The following is a 14,788-nucleotide window of genomic DNA, read 5'->3' on the forward strand; positions in this document are numbered from 1 at the left end:
GGTCAAAACCTTCACATCCGCCAATGAGGTTTCTTCAATTTGCATGATCCATTCCCCAGTTTAATATATTGAATCTCCTTAGCAATATGTCGACCGGTTTCCATCGCAAAATGGGAGCATGTGCAGACACTTTATTACTTAATAATTTTATCTAATCTTATCTCGCATATTTCGAAAATCATTATCCGCCACCACACAGGGATGACCCCAAATCACCCAATCATCAAACCCAGGCCATCGAAAAATAAATGATTAATGACAGGTATGAATAAATAAAACAAGCTACTTTCTAAAAATCTTAACCCTGCCGCCCTGGCTACCCCGATCGGGAATTTCCCTACTAAAAGATTCATCCAAAGCCTCATGATTTGAAGGCTGATGCCAGACTTTTATTCCTATCAATCTGTCTCGAATGTGACTTCCAGATAAAGACACTTTCCGTCCAGACTTCCTTATAAGCCCGAAATCCTTATACCGTGCCTCCACACAAATATGCCCTCGGCTACTTTCGTCCATCAATATCTCCAATGGACCTAGAGGCCTAGATTGCCCACGGCTCCCGATGAACTCGCCAGAAGAGACTGTTTCACCAGCATTCAAATCCCTAAGAAAAACCCTCGGGAAATCGACCAAAGGAAGACGAAGTCCTTCAATGAAATCCTCGCTACTGCCCCCTCGGAGCCAATCTCCAGGTCTCACATAGACATCCCCCCGATTGGAGATATGTGCCATCACATCACGATCGCGACCTTGATCATGTCGGTTAAATTTCCCATTGGGCGCTGGATATCCCTCAAATTCTGGAGAACGATCTTCCCGAGTAGCTCCACGCCGCTTTGCAATTTGACGTGATAAAGGCTCTAATTTGATACCACCTCGAGCAGGGACACCAAAATCTCTGCTCTCAATATTCAAAGTCAAAGTGGCGGGACGTAAACACTGAACAACGAAAAAGTCTCCGACTTTTTTAAGTGGATCAGAGCCACAAGTGGGATCAAGTATGATCTTCACATCATGCGCAAAGTACTCGGAGACACTTGCGCTAATTATTGCATTAGCTTCGCCACTTGCATCATCGTACTTAAGCAAAAATAAGCCAGGATTTAAATTAATATTTTGCTTCATATTTTGGCTTCCTATTTACTACTCTTCTCTCATCGCACCCTGCCAACGCTGCGTGATTGGCGATAAAATGTACTCAAGAGCGGTTCGCTTTCCAGTAGGCAAGACTACCGACACAGTCATGCCCGCAACTAACTTACTTTTAATTTCTTTTGGAATTGTATCGGTGTCCATTTGGACTTCGGCCTCATAGTAACCTACACCCGAAGACCCATCCACGATCCTATCTCTAGAAATAGAAATCAATTCACCTTCAGCAGGATTAGCTTCAACACTCTTGAATGCTGGAAATGTGATTTGCGCTTCGGTTCCTGGAAAAATATTCTCAACATCATTCGGATCTATTTTCACTGCAATTACGTAATCATTATCAGCGGGAGCAATCTTCATGATTACTTCACGCGGAGTAATTACGGCACCAATCGTGCCCAGAATGCTTTCTTGAACCGTACCACTTACTGGTGCGTGCACCTCTACTCTCCGCAGAGAATCGCGCGCGACGATCAGGTTGCTCTCGATTTCCGATATTTCACTGTTGATCGCATCCAAGCTTTCCGCAGCCTGTCTCCGATACTCATCGGTTGACTGCTGAATCTGCAACTCAAGTGACGATATTTCTTGGTTCGCCCTCGCAATATCAATTTCCGACTGCGAAATTTTCTCTTCCAGGTCAAGCTGGTCTCTACGTAAGCTAAGGACCTTAGCTTGACTGGTGAGCTTCTTTCCCAAAAGGTTTTCTTGCGCATTCAACTCCTGCTCGATTAAAGCCAACGCGCGTTTTGCGACATTTTTCTGGAGCTCAATACCTTCTATTTCCACTTTAGTCTGCTGGATCTGAGTACGTAGAATGCTCTCCGACTGACTTAGCGTCGTGCGCTCAAGGTTAAACCTCTGCATCTCCTCATCAAGAAGACCATGAACCTCTGAATTTCCAACAGCCAGTTTCAATAGCTCTTCGGGAAATGAAAAACTTTCACTCAGGCTTAACTCTTCAAGAAAGCGGAAACGTTTGGCCTTATCTCCGATAAGCTGCAGACTCAATAAATCTTCTGCTGCTTGGTAACGCGTAGGATCCAGCTTGAGCAAAACATCACCTTGCTCAACACGCTGTCCATCGCGCACGAGTATTTCCGATACAATACCACCTTCAAGGTGCTGGATCAGTTTGGTTGTCCCTGCATTTTCCAAGACGCCAGTGGCCACCGCAGCACTGTCCAATCTAGCCGTGTAAAGCCACCACCCCACACCGCCAAAGCAAAAAAATACCAGAACAATACAGTTACGGATAGAGGCCCTCAAAAGGCTGGCTCTAGCGCTAACCCTCGGAGCATTAGGTAATTTCTTGGGTTGAAAAAGGCTTTTCTCAGACGGCATAGAAATATCTGTCATGACGCCAAACCTCTGATTTGACTATCATCGTCACCTTCCTGCGATATCAGTCGATTTCCAGACTTTTCCAAACGCCCCAGCATATCCCCTTTCGTTGTAAAGGAATGCATATAACCATCTTTAATGACGAGGACATAATCACAGACATCTAGCAGAGTCGTTTTGTGAGTGCTGAAGAAAACCGAGGCCCCCTCCCGTTTCATCTCTAGAATACTATAGGCCAGATGCTTTTCTCCGGCTGCATCCAGAGCTGAATCTGGTTCATCTAGAACAATAATTTTAGGAACTCGAAAGTATGCTCGAGCCAATCCTATTCTTTGTCGTTGTCCACCGGACAATGGAGAGCCGTCAGGACCGAGTCTGAAGTTCAAACCACGCTCCAGTCCTTGCACCATCTCCAGCGCTCCAGCGCGGCCTAGAGCTTCTAGTATCGCGGTGCTATCTTCGTCAGCCGGCAGAAAACGCGAGACATTTTCACCTACTGTTCCGGGTAGCAAATCTACGGATTGAGGTAGGTAGCCTATCCCTGCCCCTCTCTGCTCATCAGGCCACTGATCCAGTGGAAAGCCGTCGATTTTAATTTGCCCCGAAGTTGGTTTGGCGGCACCTGCAAGCAGCCTCAGAAGTGTCGACTTACCCGCTCCACTTGGACCGATAACAGCAACTGCTGATCCCGCAGGAACACTGAACCGAATGCCGGAGAGAAGGTTTTTGCCGTTGCCTGTGCGATAGTAAACTTGATCGCAGGCTAGATGCCCCTTCATCTTCGGAAGCGTCGTTTTGGGTTCTGATTGGTTCTTCTGAAGCAATGTGCTGAGACGCTCCATGGCATCGCGCGTTTCCTGGACAGTCGACCAGTTCTTCGCAATACCCAGAACAGGGCTAACCCCTCGCAACATCACCGTGAAGGCCGCGAACCCGACTTCAGCCGTAACCTCATCAAGCAAGTACAGCACCGCACCCACACCAACGATCAAAACCATGAGACCTTTTTGAAGCATGCTCATGATAGACTCGACACGGCGAGCCGAAACCTTCCCCCGCATTAGATCATCAGAGGCCTCGCTCTGGAGAACCGACCATTCGCGCCTGACCCCAGGCAAAAGACCCATCGCGCGCACAACGTCGCTTTTTGATGCAGTCGCTAGACCGAACGCAAAGGCACGATCCTCCAAGGGCTTGGCAGAGCGTCTTGCAGCCTTCCAAATACGTCTTGCATAATAACCCAGAGCAGCGATCACCAATATATAAGTCACAGCGAGCCAACCAAAAACCGGGTGCAGCAAGTATAAAACCGCCACAAAAAGAGGCGTCAGGGAGCTGTCTAGAAGGTTTCCAACAAAACTACCGGTTACACCATCACGGAAGGTCGCAACATCAGCATAGGATTTGAACGCATCCTTCTCACTGCCTTGATGCACGGCATCAAACACTGAGGTTCGCAATTGATGATCAATATCAAAGCCAATTGCCGAAAGGGCGTTATCCCTATAATAACCGATGGCAGCCCATACGATCAGTAGGAATACTGTCAAAATTGTAAGGAATGCGAACGTTTCCCAGCTACGGCTTGTATATACTCGAGAGTGTATTTGCATAAGATACAAAAATGGAGACAGTGACAGGCAAGCAGCGAACGCGCTAACAAGCCAGAGCGTAAAGTAGTGGAAATTGTATCGCTTCAATAATATTGATATATTCATCAATCTGCCAAATGCCCTTAAAAAATGAAGGGCGCAACCAAAGGTTTTCTCAATGTTGTACCAATCTTTTGTACCACTTCAAGAGCTTTGGAACACGGCTCACAGGATATTTGACCCACTGTCGTACAAGGAAACTGTAAGCGAAAGATTCATACCAGTATGCCTCGAAGAGGCATTCAAGTTGTGCGCGTATTATCCAATAGTCTGGTGTCGCAATGAAGTCGGCGACCTAGAATTAATCGCAGTTAGACAATTAAGGAGCGAGGTGAGCACTTTAAACCCTGACCAAATCCGTACCAACTGCCTGCCCTTGGCCTTACAGGCATTTCCTTTTAGATACAAAAACTTAAGTGGAGGAGACCTCGAACTAGGACTGGAGCGAACAACACCTATGTCAGAACGCAACATTGGCACTTATATCTACGACCACCTTGGCAATTTTCAGACAGGAGCGGAGCTCAAGATCCGATCTTTGGAACGCTTCAAAAGCAACTATACATGCCAAAAAATTCTTACAAATAATCTACTTCGGCACTCAATGCTCGAGCCTGTAAATATGCCTGAGCAGCTTTGCAAGAAATGCCAGCTGCCAGATTTTTTTGCTGCCATCGAGCACCCAGATCCGCAACTTTCGCTTCAATCCATCCCAAAATCCGATCAAAAAATGGTACTAACTTTTCTCACGGCGCAACGCCTCTCGCTGTTCAAAATGGCTACGATTATCGGTCAATCAAAGATTTTTCAACAAAAATGACACTATGGCATGACCCTTTCTTCGAAAAAGCCCGCCCGCAATTGCCTAGCCAGCAAAAAGATGGGCGCGTTGAGATCGCAAATGAAAATTTTGAAAAACTAGATTGCCTGAGCTTCTGCCCAGTGGCGCAGAGTGAACTGCATCTGATCTCCCACCATTTACCTATTTGCGCAATGGAAGGCCTGCATGGCCCTGAGGTAGTACTAGACCTTAGGCCAGAAAATATTTTGCGCGCCCCACTCAATCGAGATGGGAAATGGTCTTTACGGTATAAGCCTCTAGCATTGCGCTTACTACCAATCGCCGCAAGCAATGATGGAGAATTGTATTCAGTTTACAAAAAAAACTTCTCCGAAGCCGAAGAAAAAAAAATAATCAATGCAACAGCAAATGGAAGCATATTATCTAATTACGCCAGCGGCAGAAAGAGGCTAACAGATTCCATTAGAATTCTAATTGATGAAAACTACCTAGAAAAGCCTAATGACGGGCATTTTTACAAGATTAACTACAAGTTGACTTTTGACCAAACCGCCTCCATTCCCGATCCATTTTCCTTTCAGCTACTGGTCATCATGATTTTTTCCCAAAAAAACCTACGAGAAAGCGACCTAGAGTACAATCTTTTCCTTAAGGAAATCCAATTTGAGCCTGCCATCACAGAACTCGATTTCACTGACTTTCTCTCAAAAGCCTCGAACATAAATTTCTGAGGCCCCAACTACGCTCAGACCTCAATGTGTAAGTATTAATTAATTTTTTAGCTTTGCAAGAGGGCCTCCTATATGGGTAAAATATTTGATATAAAATTGCCTATCGCCGGTTTATCTTTCAAATTCAGAGCGTGCTGGACTGCTCTGCCTGCTGAAAACTGGACCATTTGAAGCTGGAGTTTTCGGCTAATCTTTCCTGGCTGGGAGAGGAGCGGAAACGTATGAAAGCATCGAAGTTTACGGACGCGCAGAAGGCGTTCATTTTGCGTCAAGGCGAAGACGGGATGCCTGTTGCTGAGATTTGCCGCAAAGCTGGGATCAGTCAGGCGACCTACTTCAATTGGAAGAAAAAATACGGCGGGCTACTGCCGGACGAGATGCGACGGTTGAAGCTGCTTGAAGACGAAAATGCTCGGCTGAAGAAGATCGTCGCGGACCTGACGCTGGACCGCGAAATGCTGCAAGATGTCATCCGCCGAAAGCTCTGAAGCCGGAACGGTCGCGTGAACTCGTTCGCGGGATGTGCGCAGATTGGGCGGTCTCGATCCGCAGGGCTTGTGGGGCCTTGCGCTTTGACTGCTCGAGCTACCACTACAAATCCTGCCGCACGGATCCGGCAGCGCTGAAGGCGCGGATTAAAGAGATATGCGAAACGCGGGTTCGCTATGGTTACCGGTGTGTGCATGTCGTCCTTGATCGCGAAGGTTGGCGCCACAGCATCAAGAAAACTTACAGTGTTTACAGGGCTATGGGCATGCAGTTGCGGAACAAGACACCGAAGCGGCGCGTGAAGGCAAAGCTACGCGAGGATCGCGCCGAAGCCGTCGGACCGAACGATGTTTGGGCGATGGATTTTGTCCACGACCAGCTGGCACTGGGGCAGAAATTGCGCATTCTGACGGTCGTCGACACCCACTCGCGGTTCTGCCCTGTTTTGGATGCCCGCTTCAGCTACCGCGGTGAAGACGTCGTAAAGACCTTGGAAAAGGTCTGCGCAAAAGCGGGTTATCCGAAAACCATAAGGGTCGATAATGGCAGCGAATTCGTGTCGCGTGACCTCGATCTGTGGGCCTACGCAAAGGGTGTGACACTGGACTTCTCGCGGCCCGGCAAACCAACCGACAACGGCTTCATCTTGCGTCGGGGAAAACAGTCTCCCAGACTGTTTCCTCTTACCTCCTCACCTTCAACAGCAAGCTCCGGTCCGAATGCCTGAACGCACACTGGTTCATGACGCTTGCGGATGCCGGTGAAAAACTGGGGGATTGGCGTAGACACTACAACGACGACAGACCACACAGCGCCATCGGATATAACGTCCCAAGCGCATTGCACTTTCCCGGTGACGCAACCAGCCCGTCATCGTGAGCAAGGGCCCGAAACTCCAGCTTCGGGTGGTCCAGAGTTGGTAGGCGCAGCACAGCTTTCGCTCCCAAAAAGAATTGGCCACCGTCTCGCCATTGTCTCTCGGACCAATGGCGTTCCAATGGCTCAATCGCCGATCTTGGCGTGGAGCTCCCTCACTGGCTCCTCATCAATCACCGGCTTCTTGCGGCTTCCCCGCTCAAACACGCCTGAAGCGCCTTCGAGCAGGGCTCGCTTCCATTGATGGATCATCCCCGCCTCTCGCTGTTTGCTTCGCAATCACCTGCCGGTAACAGATGCACCCAAACCGGCTTGCCAGCTCGGCGGCCGTCTCCTCGCCTTTCAGGGCTTCCAGCGTGACCTTCGCCTTGAAACTAGGCGCGTTCTGCTAGCGTTTCTACATCTCTGATCTCCTTCTCACCGAAGACCAGCAGACTGCAAATCGTATCTTACGTCAGTGTCCGAATTTCGGGGGCAGCTCGATCCTCCGCCTTTCACGCATCTCACGCAAAAATGCCCCGCCCCATAGCGGCGCGGCTGCACCATCTTTCTGGGAAATAGTCCACACACGGGATTTTTATTGCATCGAATTGCCCAGTTCGGAGTTCCTTAGGTTGACATGCCCCGTCACAAGGGGCGTTTTCGCGATTATATAAAGAAGGACCATTTCATGCTGACCAGACGCCATTTCATCCAGACGTCAGCCGCGCTGTTCTCCGCGCCGCTGGCAAGCCCCGCCTTCGCGGCCGTGACCTCGCAGCCGGGCAAGTGGGACAGTTGGGATGCCCAAGTGACGCCGGTCGATTATGATCCTGCCACCAGCAACCCTTGGGGCCTGCACAAGCGGTTCCTGCCTGTTCAGGTCGAGACCAAATCGGGCCTGCGCGCCGGTGATATCCATGTCGATGCGGTTGCGCGCTATCTCTACCATGTGCGTGGTGACGGCACCGCGATGCGCTATGGCGTGGCGATCGCCAAGGGGAACCTTTACGAGCCCGGCAACTATACCATCCGCCGCAAGGCGAAATGGCCGACCTGGACTCCGACCCCCGCGATGATCAAGCGTGACCCCGACATCTATGCCCAGCACGCGGACGGGATGCCCGGTGGCCCCTCGAACCCGCTCGGCTCGCGCGCGCTCTATCTGTTCCAGGGAAGCCGCGACACCTATCTGCGCATCCACGGCACGCCCTATCCCAAATCGGTCGGCGGCCGGGCAAGCTCTGGCTGTGTGCGGATGGTGATGGCGCATATCATTGATCTGTACGAGCACGTGGATACCGGCGTCACCGCCCATCTGTATCCGCCCGAGGACATGATCACCGCCACCAGCTGATCAAATGAAAACGGCGTCAGGACCCCCTGACGCCGTTCTTCTTTATTCGGCTGCGGCCGTCTGGACCGCGTCCAACGCCACTTGGGAACAGATCGGGTTCCCGCCCGCCGTGCGCAGCGGCAACATGGTGTATTCCACCGCATTTTCATGCTGGTACCAGTAGCAGCCGTCCTCGGGGTTCAGCTTGATCGCGTTCAGGTTCTGGTAGGGCGCCGCAATAACGCGCACCTCTTCGGGGACTTCGATCAGATAGCCCTGTTCGGTGACCTTCGGCGCGGTGGCACAGGCGGCCAGACCCAGCATCAGGAACGGCGCGACACGCCCGAGTTTAAAACTCATATATCTACCCTCGTATTTTCCGTGACGGGCGATAATCGGCGCCCCGGCTTGCAAAGTATTGTCAGGCTCAACCTATCGCCAAGACTGCAGGAAACAAGTCGAAGCGTGAGAGTTTTGACAGACTTGTGCTCTGAACGAGGGGGGTGGTGGCTTTGCCAGCGGCCAAAACCGACAGCAAAGCCATCAAGGGCCCGCGGGCTTTAGTCTTTTTTGGCCTTTTCGGCGGCGGCTTTCATGCGCGCCAAGAGTTCGGCCTTGGGGGGCTGCTTGGCATAGGGGTTCTTTTCCGTGCCTCGTGCGTTGTGCTCCGAGTGGCGCGGCTTGTTCTTGCCCATCTTGGCGTTGCCCGATTTGCTGTAATCCATTTCTCTCACCTTCTGGCGTTCGATCGACGGTCATGGCTGGAATGGCGCTAGCTCCGCAAGATCAGCCTTGCGAGGCTAGAATCGCAAATGGCGACCCCAGAAGGACTCGAACCCTCAACCTGCCGATTAGAAGTCGGCTGCTCTATCCAGTTGAGCTATGGGGCCACATCCGTGACCCATTCCGGTCACATTCGATGCGTTCTGCGCGCCGTGTTATGGCCAAACCCCCAAGAATTCAAGCTTTCTTGTGCAGATCCGGCACTTTGTCTGATTTCCCGAAGATTGGCCCAATGCCTCCCCGATAAAGCCAGAATTGTTAACCAATTTTACACCAAAGCGGCGAAGACCGCAGACGTTGTAGTTCTGGAGAATGATTATGAGTTTTCTTGCCCACGGGCGCGCCTTCTCCGAGGCGTCCGGGCCGGTCAAGGCCATACCCAAATCCGTTTCAGCCCCCATGCGCCGTGGGATTTCAACGGGTTTTGCCCCGCGACACCCCCGCCTGCACCGCTGCTACAACGCCGCTGTTGTGTCCGTTGTCATCGTGGCTTTCCTGCCCCTGATGGCGCTGATTTCGGTGGCATTGCTGCTGACCCAAGGGCCGCGCATCATTTACTCTGGTGAACGGATTGGTAAGGACCGCGTGCCCTTCAACATCCTGAAGTTCCGCACGCTGGACGACAAGAAAGCCGCCGCCCTGACCGCCAATCAGGTTTTGCCCGCCGGTAGCAACATCGAGACTCCTTTGGGCCGGTTCCTGCGTGCCTCGCGTCTGGACGAGCTGCCCCAGCTGTTCAACGTGCTGCGCGGCGACATGAACCTTGTCGGCCCCCGCCCCGTGCGCGAAGCCATTGCCGTGATAGAACGCGCCCGCGTGCCCGATTATGACCGCAAGTTCGCGGTAAAGCCCGGTTTGGTCGGCCACTCGCAGGCCTACATGACCCACGGCACCACCAAGCGCATCCGCTCGCGCTATAACAACATGCTGATCGACGCGCCGGTGAACTATGGCGCGGAACTGGGCCTTTTTGCCAAGGTCGGTTTCAGCGTTCTGCGCCGTGCCGCCCAAGAGACCCTGAAGCGTCTGCGCGGCATCGGCCCCGATCAGATGGCCGCAACCCGCGCCAGCCAGATGGGCCTGCGCCTGCTGGACGTCCGCACCGGTATCTCGCAGACCATCGCCGCCCTCGACGCCGAGACCATCGTGCTGAATCGTCCGATCGCCCTGCCCTTTACCCACGACCTCAAGGTGCGCATCCAACTGGGCAACGGCCGCTTCCGTCAGGCACGCATCACCCTGACCCCGCTGGACGAGATCGGCGCCCGTTTCGCCTATGATTGCAAGACCGACGGTGGCCGCTACACGATCGAGCGCTACGTTCTGGACCTTGCTGTTGTTGGTCCCGCACGCCCCACCCTGCCCGAGCGTGACGAGCCGTTTGTTTCCCCCGTTCCCGTAACCGCCTGAGCCCAGAGGCCCGCCATGACCCAGCGCATCGCGTTCATCATGCCCCATTTCGACGTCGGCGGTGCCGAACACGTGGTGCTGCGTCTGCTGGCATCTCTGGACCGCACCCGCTTTGCCCCTGTTCTGGTGCTACAATCGCGCAGCGGAGCCCTGCTGGATCAGGTGCCCGCCGATGTGCCGGTCCATGATCTGGGGGGCGCTCGTGCCAGCCGCGCCATTCTGCGCCTTGCCCGCCTGATGCGCCGCGAGCGGTTCGACCTGACCTATACCGCGACCAACGCGGGCAACCTGATGGCGCTGGCCGCGCTGCGCCTGTCCGGCACCCGCACCCGCGCCGTGATTTCCGAACACACGCCCCTGACCGGCTTCTTGGGACATGCCAAGGCCCGCCAACTGCGCGTTGCCCTGATGCGCTGGCTCTATCCCGCAGCGTCTGCACTAGTCGCCCCCCTGCCCCAGATTGGCGAGGAACACCGCACCATCCTTGGCACCAGCCTGCCCCGATTTGCCTGCCTGCCGAACCCTGTGATTGATGCCTTGACCCCTGCCAAGGCCACCCCGCGTCGCCTGAACCAGCTGATCAGCGTGGGCCGTCTGGCCCCGGAAAAGCGGTTCGACCTGATGATCGACGCCTTTGCGCTGGCCCACAGCCGCAACCCCGACCTGCGCCTGACCATCCACGGCGAAGGCCCCTGCCGACCCGAACTGATGGCCCAGATCGACGCCTATGGCCTGAGCGGCATCGTCGCCCTGCCCGGCCTGACCCACGACGTCCCCGCTGCCCTGAACCGCGCCGACATGTTCCTGTGCACCTCGCGCCTTGAGGGGTTGGGGAACGCGATCATCGAGGCAATGGCCGCCGGCCTGCCCGTCCTGAGCGTCGATTGCCCCTATGGCCCGCCCCACCTGCTCGAGGATGGTGCCAGCGGTGCCCTCGTCCGGTCCGACCGCGCCGAGGATATCGCCGAAGAAATCCTGCGCATGGCCTCTGACCTGCCCCGCCGCCAGACCTATCAGCAGCGCGGCCAAGCGATGGCCGCCCGCTATTCCACCCGTGCGTCGATCACCGCGCACGAAGACCTGTTCGCCCTAGCCTGCCAGTAAACGAAGGAGTTTCCAGCATGTCCCGCCCTGCCGTTTTCGAATTCGACAACTCCCGCCGCGATGACTTCGTGACCCTGATGCGCGATGTTTTCAGCGCCGAAAGCGCAGCCCGCAAAGCCGTCGCGTGGGACTGGCTGTTCCGCAAACCCGACATCCGCGGGGCCCGCACCTTTGGCCGCGGCACGGAAAAGAACGGCCAAATGGTCGGCGCCTGCCTGATCCTGCCCCACACCATCTGGATCGAAGGCAAAGAGTCCCAATCGTGGTGGCCCGTCGCCGTGGGGGTTGATCCCCGTCATCGCGGGGCTGGCCTGCCCATGGTGCGCAGCTTCTTCCAGAGCGGGCCGTACTATGGCGGGATGCCCGCGAACGAGGATATCGCGAACCTCTATCGCAAGCTCGGCATGACCGGCGAGGTGATGCTGCGCAACTACTTTGCCCCCCTGCGCCCCGGCCGGATGCTGGCCCGCCGCAAAGGTCTGCCCGCCCCCATCGCTGCGGCGGTGGATGGCGGCTACCGCATGTGCCGCGCGGTCGGTCACCGCTATGCCGCGACCCTGCGCGCCGATGAACGGATCACCAACGTCCTGCACTTTGGCGAGCCCTTCAACGATCTGTGGAGCCGCGCGAAATACGGGTACCGCATGACCTTGGCCCGCGACGCGGACTATCTGAACTGGCGTTTTCAGGACTTCCCGCTGCACAGCTACGACGTGCTGGCCCTGTGGCAAGGCGAGGCCCTGCGCGGCTATGTCGTCACCCGTCTGGAACACAAAGAAGACCGCACCAACGGTCTGATCGTGGATATCTTCACCGAAAGCGGCGACGAGCGGTCCTTTGACCTGCTGGTCCGCGCCGCCAAGCGCCAACTGGAACGCCAAGGAGCCGAGCAAGCGATCCTGCAACTGCCCGAATGTGCGTGGCCCGTGCAGGGCCTGCGCGCACTGGGGTTCCTGCACAGCAAACCGATGGCGCTGCTGCAACTCCATGCTTCGGATGACGGGATGAATGCGCGGATGCCGTCGCTGCACGAGCACTGGTACTTTACCCGCGCAGACAGCGATCAAGATTACTGATCCGCCGCCGCCCCGCGCCCATAGGTGTCGGGGTGGTATCCGGTCTTCTGCCAGCACCAGTCCGGCCAATCGATCCCCCGCAATGCACCCCGCAACCGGTGCGCCGCCAGCAGCAGCGACAGCGGCATGGCATAGGCGATCACCTCGGCGGTCACCATCACGGTCCGGTCCATTTTCCCCAGTGGCCTGCGCGGCGCGCGGTCAAAACTGGTGTTGGGCTGGTACAGGCTTTCCATCGCCTCGGCGCTGCCCCTGACCCCCAGGAACCCCAGCAAAGCCGTCCGCAGCTCGCCATCATCGGCGTGCAGTTCCTCATAGCTCAGGTAAAAGCAGTTCGGTTTGCGCGACAGGCGCTTCAAGTACCGGCCGAACAGCGTGTTCACCACCGCCGCCCGCGTGATATCCGCATAGCGTTTCAGCCCTGTCGTCGGCGTCCGCCCGAAACCGGACAGGCGCGACAGGATCATCCCTTCGGTCCGCCGGTGGACCAGCACGAACTTGGCGTCCGGAAAATCGCGGGACAAATGCCGATACATCAGCGTGTGATGTGGGGACTTCTCGACCCACGCTTCGGCCCCCGCATTGCGAGCGTGGCGATCCATCACAATGCGGAACAGATCGGCGTATCCCTTGGCCACGCGCATATCGGCGGCCAGAAGCTCTGGCGTCAGTCCCAGCAATTGACCGTAGTCCGACAGAATGAACGCCTGCGCGAATTTCACACGGCTTTCCAGACGCTTCCACGGACCAAAGGCGCGGGCAAAGTGGGAAAAGTAGATGCTTTCGTGCACGCCGCGATGCTCTGGCGCCTCGACTGCGGCAACGGAATCCAGCGCGGCCAGCTGGTTCGCCATCCACGTCGTCCCCGATCGCTGCAATCCCAGAACAAAGATCGGTGTCACGCGATTACCCTTCCCTTACCGGCGTCCAGATCGAGCTGCTTTGCCCCTGCCAATAGCGGACCAACCCGATCAGCATGGCCAGATTGCCCATGACAAAGAACATCGCCGTCCCGACCGAGGGCAGCTTGCGCACCGCAGGCACCGCCGACGCCAGCGCCACCAGCCCATAGCCCGCAACCTGTCCTAACCCTGTCACAGCATAGAACCACCCATGCGCGATCAGGAAGAGGTTTGTTAAAAACAGCGTTATCAGCGCAAAGGGCGCCATCCGGCGCAGGAATTTGTGCGAAAAGAGCTGCCAGCCATACCACCCCGTCCGCAGCGGGTTCATTAAGCCGCGATACCGCATCAGCGCCCGCCACCCCATCTCGGTCGAGCGGACACGGCGACCCATTTCGCGGCTGGCCTTTTCGGTGACCACCTCTTCGGTCAGGGCATCGGGGGCAAAGGCCAGACGGTAGCCTGCCTCGACCGCCGCGACCGAGATATAGAAATCATCCGCCGCGCCCGCAGGGACATCGGGCACCAGATGGCGGCGCATCGCATAGATCGACCCTTGGGCGGAACACGCCCCGCCAAGCCGTGCCTCGGCGGCCTTGAGCGCCTGATCATAGCGCCAGAACAGCGACTCGGCCTTGCCGATCTGGCCGGCCTTTTTGGCATTCACGCTGATCTGGCCGCACACCCCGCCGACATTCGCATCGCCAAACGGGCGCACCAAGGCCGTCAGCGTCCCCGCCGACAGCATCGCATTGGCGTCGGTAAAGACGATGATCTCCCCGCCTAGCCGCGGCACCACCATATTCAGAGCGGCCAGTTTGCCCAACCGGCCCGGCGTCTCGATCAGCTGCACCTGAGGCAGGCCCATGTCCCGCACGATCTGCGCGGTACCATCGCTGGACCCGTCATCCACCACGGTGATCCGCACGTCATGCCCGTCGGGGTTCTGCAGCGCGAGGCTGTTGCGCACCTTGGCCGCGATACAGGCGGCCTCGTTATGGGCGGGGATCAGGATATCGACCTGCTGGGGGCGCACCTCGGTGGGTTGGCGCCGCACAGGCCCCACCGCCGCCAAACCGATCAGCAGCAGGCCATATCCGAAAATCACATAGGCCAGAAACAGAACCGAGGCCCAGAACACAAACTCCACAG

General features: G+C 55.7%; 14 protein-coding genes, 1 tRNA gene and 1 pseudogene. 7 read left to right on the forward strand and 9 right to left on the reverse strand.

The features are described from left to right. Positions 1-282: 282 nt before the first annotated feature. From HJ536_RS00005 to HJ536_RS00015, 3 genes are read right to left on the reverse strand one after another with little or no spacing between them, the layout of a single operon-like run. On the reverse strand, positions 283-1,125 hold the full coding sequence (locus HJ536_RS00005; protein WP_177156262.1) for a hypothetical protein: 843 nt from the start codon (positions 1,123-1,125) through the stop codon (positions 283-285). A gap of 18 nt (positions 1,126-1,143) precedes the next feature. Then, the gene (locus tag HJ536_RS00010; protein WP_177156263.1) at positions 1,144-2,511 is read right to left on the reverse strand and encodes an HlyD family type I secretion periplasmic adaptor subunit; all 1,368 of its coding nucleotides are present in this window, start codon (positions 2,509-2,511) and stop codon (positions 1,144-1,146) included. Then, positions 2,508-4,046: an ATP-binding cassette domain-containing protein gene (locus HJ536_RS00015; RefSeq protein ID WP_177156264.1), complete on the reverse strand. Its 1,539-nt coding sequence runs from the start codon at positions 4,044-4,046 to the stop codon at positions 2,508-2,510. Before HJ536_RS00015 ends, HJ536_RS00010 begins: the two co-directional genes overlap by 4 nt. 220 nt (positions 4,047-4,266) lie before the next feature. Here HJ536_RS00015 and HJ536_RS00020 point away from each other — a divergent pair, with 220 nt between their 5' ends. From HJ536_RS00020 to HJ536_RS00030, 3 genes and pseudogenes are all read left to right on the forward strand, one after another. Further along, positions 4,267-4,968 (forward strand): SapC family protein, encoded by a 702-nt coding sequence (locus tag HJ536_RS00020; protein ID WP_177156265.1) that lies wholly within the window; start codon positions 4,267-4,269, stop codon positions 4,966-4,968. After that, entirely contained in the window at positions 4,965-5,681 is a 717-nt protein-coding gene (locus tag HJ536_RS00025; RefSeq protein ID WP_177156266.1) for a hypothetical protein, read from the forward strand. The genes HJ536_RS00020 and HJ536_RS00025 overlap by 4 nt, the downstream gene beginning before the upstream one ends. A gap of 221 nt (positions 5,682-5,902) precedes the next feature. Continuing rightward, positions 5,903-7,049, forward strand: a pseudogene (locus HJ536_RS00030) (IS3 family transposase). Between the two features lie 123 nt (positions 7,050-7,172). On the opposite strand, the gene HJ536_RS21070 reads toward HJ536_RS00030, so the two are convergent. Then, positions 7,173-7,298 (reverse strand): hypothetical protein, encoded by a 126-nt coding sequence (locus HJ536_RS21070; RefSeq protein WP_265575589.1) that lies wholly within the window; start codon positions 7,296-7,298, stop codon positions 7,173-7,175. A gap of 418 nt (positions 7,299-7,716) precedes the next feature. Between HJ536_RS21070 and HJ536_RS00035 the strand changes: the two genes are divergently transcribed. Next, on the forward strand, positions 7,717-8,382 hold the full coding sequence (locus HJ536_RS00035; RefSeq protein ID WP_176853050.1) for a L,D-transpeptidase: 666 nt from the start codon (positions 7,717-7,719) through the stop codon (positions 8,380-8,382). A gap of 42 nt (positions 8,383-8,424) precedes the next feature. Here HJ536_RS00035 and HJ536_RS00040 read toward each other — a convergent pair whose 3' ends face one another. The 3 genes from HJ536_RS00040 to HJ536_RS00050 form a co-directional block, all read right to left on the reverse strand. Further along, complete coding sequence (locus HJ536_RS00040) at positions 8,425-8,721, reverse strand: hypothetical protein (RefSeq protein WP_176853049.1); 297 nt, start codon at positions 8,719-8,721, stop codon at positions 8,425-8,427. Between the two features lie 200 nt (positions 8,722-8,921). Continuing rightward, a complete protein-coding gene (locus tag HJ536_RS00045) occupies positions 8,922-9,086 on the reverse strand; it encodes a hypothetical protein (RefSeq protein ID WP_176853048.1) in 165 nt (54 codons plus the stop codon). Between the two features lie 88 nt (positions 9,087-9,174). Beyond that, a tRNA-Arg gene (locus tag HJ536_RS00050) sits at positions 9,175-9,251 on the reverse strand. Between the two features lie 211 nt (positions 9,252-9,462). Between HJ536_RS00050 and HJ536_RS00055 the strand changes: the two genes are divergently transcribed. Genes HJ536_RS00055 through HJ536_RS00065 form a run of 3 tightly spaced genes read left to right on the forward strand, consistent with a single transcriptional unit; the run spans position 9,463 to position 12,734 of the window. Next, on the forward strand, positions 9,463-10,554 hold the full coding sequence (locus HJ536_RS00055) for a sugar transferase (RefSeq protein WP_177156267.1): 1,092 nt from the start codon (positions 9,463-9,465) through the stop codon (positions 10,552-10,554). Positions 10,555-10,569: 15 nt separating this feature from the next. Continuing rightward, entirely contained in the window at positions 10,570-11,658 is a 1,089-nt protein-coding gene (locus HJ536_RS00060) for a glycosyltransferase (protein WP_177156268.1), read from the forward strand. Between the two features lie 17 nt (positions 11,659-11,675). After that, entirely contained in the window at positions 11,676-12,734 is a 1,059-nt protein-coding gene (locus HJ536_RS00065; protein WP_176853045.1) for a GNAT family N-acetyltransferase, read from the forward strand. Here the strand turns inward: HJ536_RS00065 and HJ536_RS00070 are convergent. Both HJ536_RS00070 and HJ536_RS00075 read right to left on the reverse strand, forming a co-directional pair. Continuing rightward, a complete protein-coding gene (locus HJ536_RS00070) occupies positions 12,728-13,636 on the reverse strand; it encodes a sulfotransferase (RefSeq protein ID WP_177156269.1) in 909 nt (302 codons plus the stop codon). The genes HJ536_RS00065 and HJ536_RS00070 overlap by 7 nt on opposite strands. A gap of 4 nt (positions 13,637-13,640) precedes the next feature. Then, positions 13,641-14,786, reverse strand: coding sequence for a glycosyltransferase (locus HJ536_RS00075; protein WP_177156270.1), 1,146 nt, complete (start codon positions 14,784-14,786; stop codon positions 13,641-13,643). Between the last annotated feature and the right edge of the window lie 2 nt (positions 14,787-14,788).

The sequence above is a fragment of the Donghicola mangrovi genome (assembly GCF_013377535.1).
GTDB lineage: Bacteria > Pseudomonadota > Alphaproteobacteria > Rhodobacterales > Rhodobacteraceae > Donghicola > Donghicola mangrovi.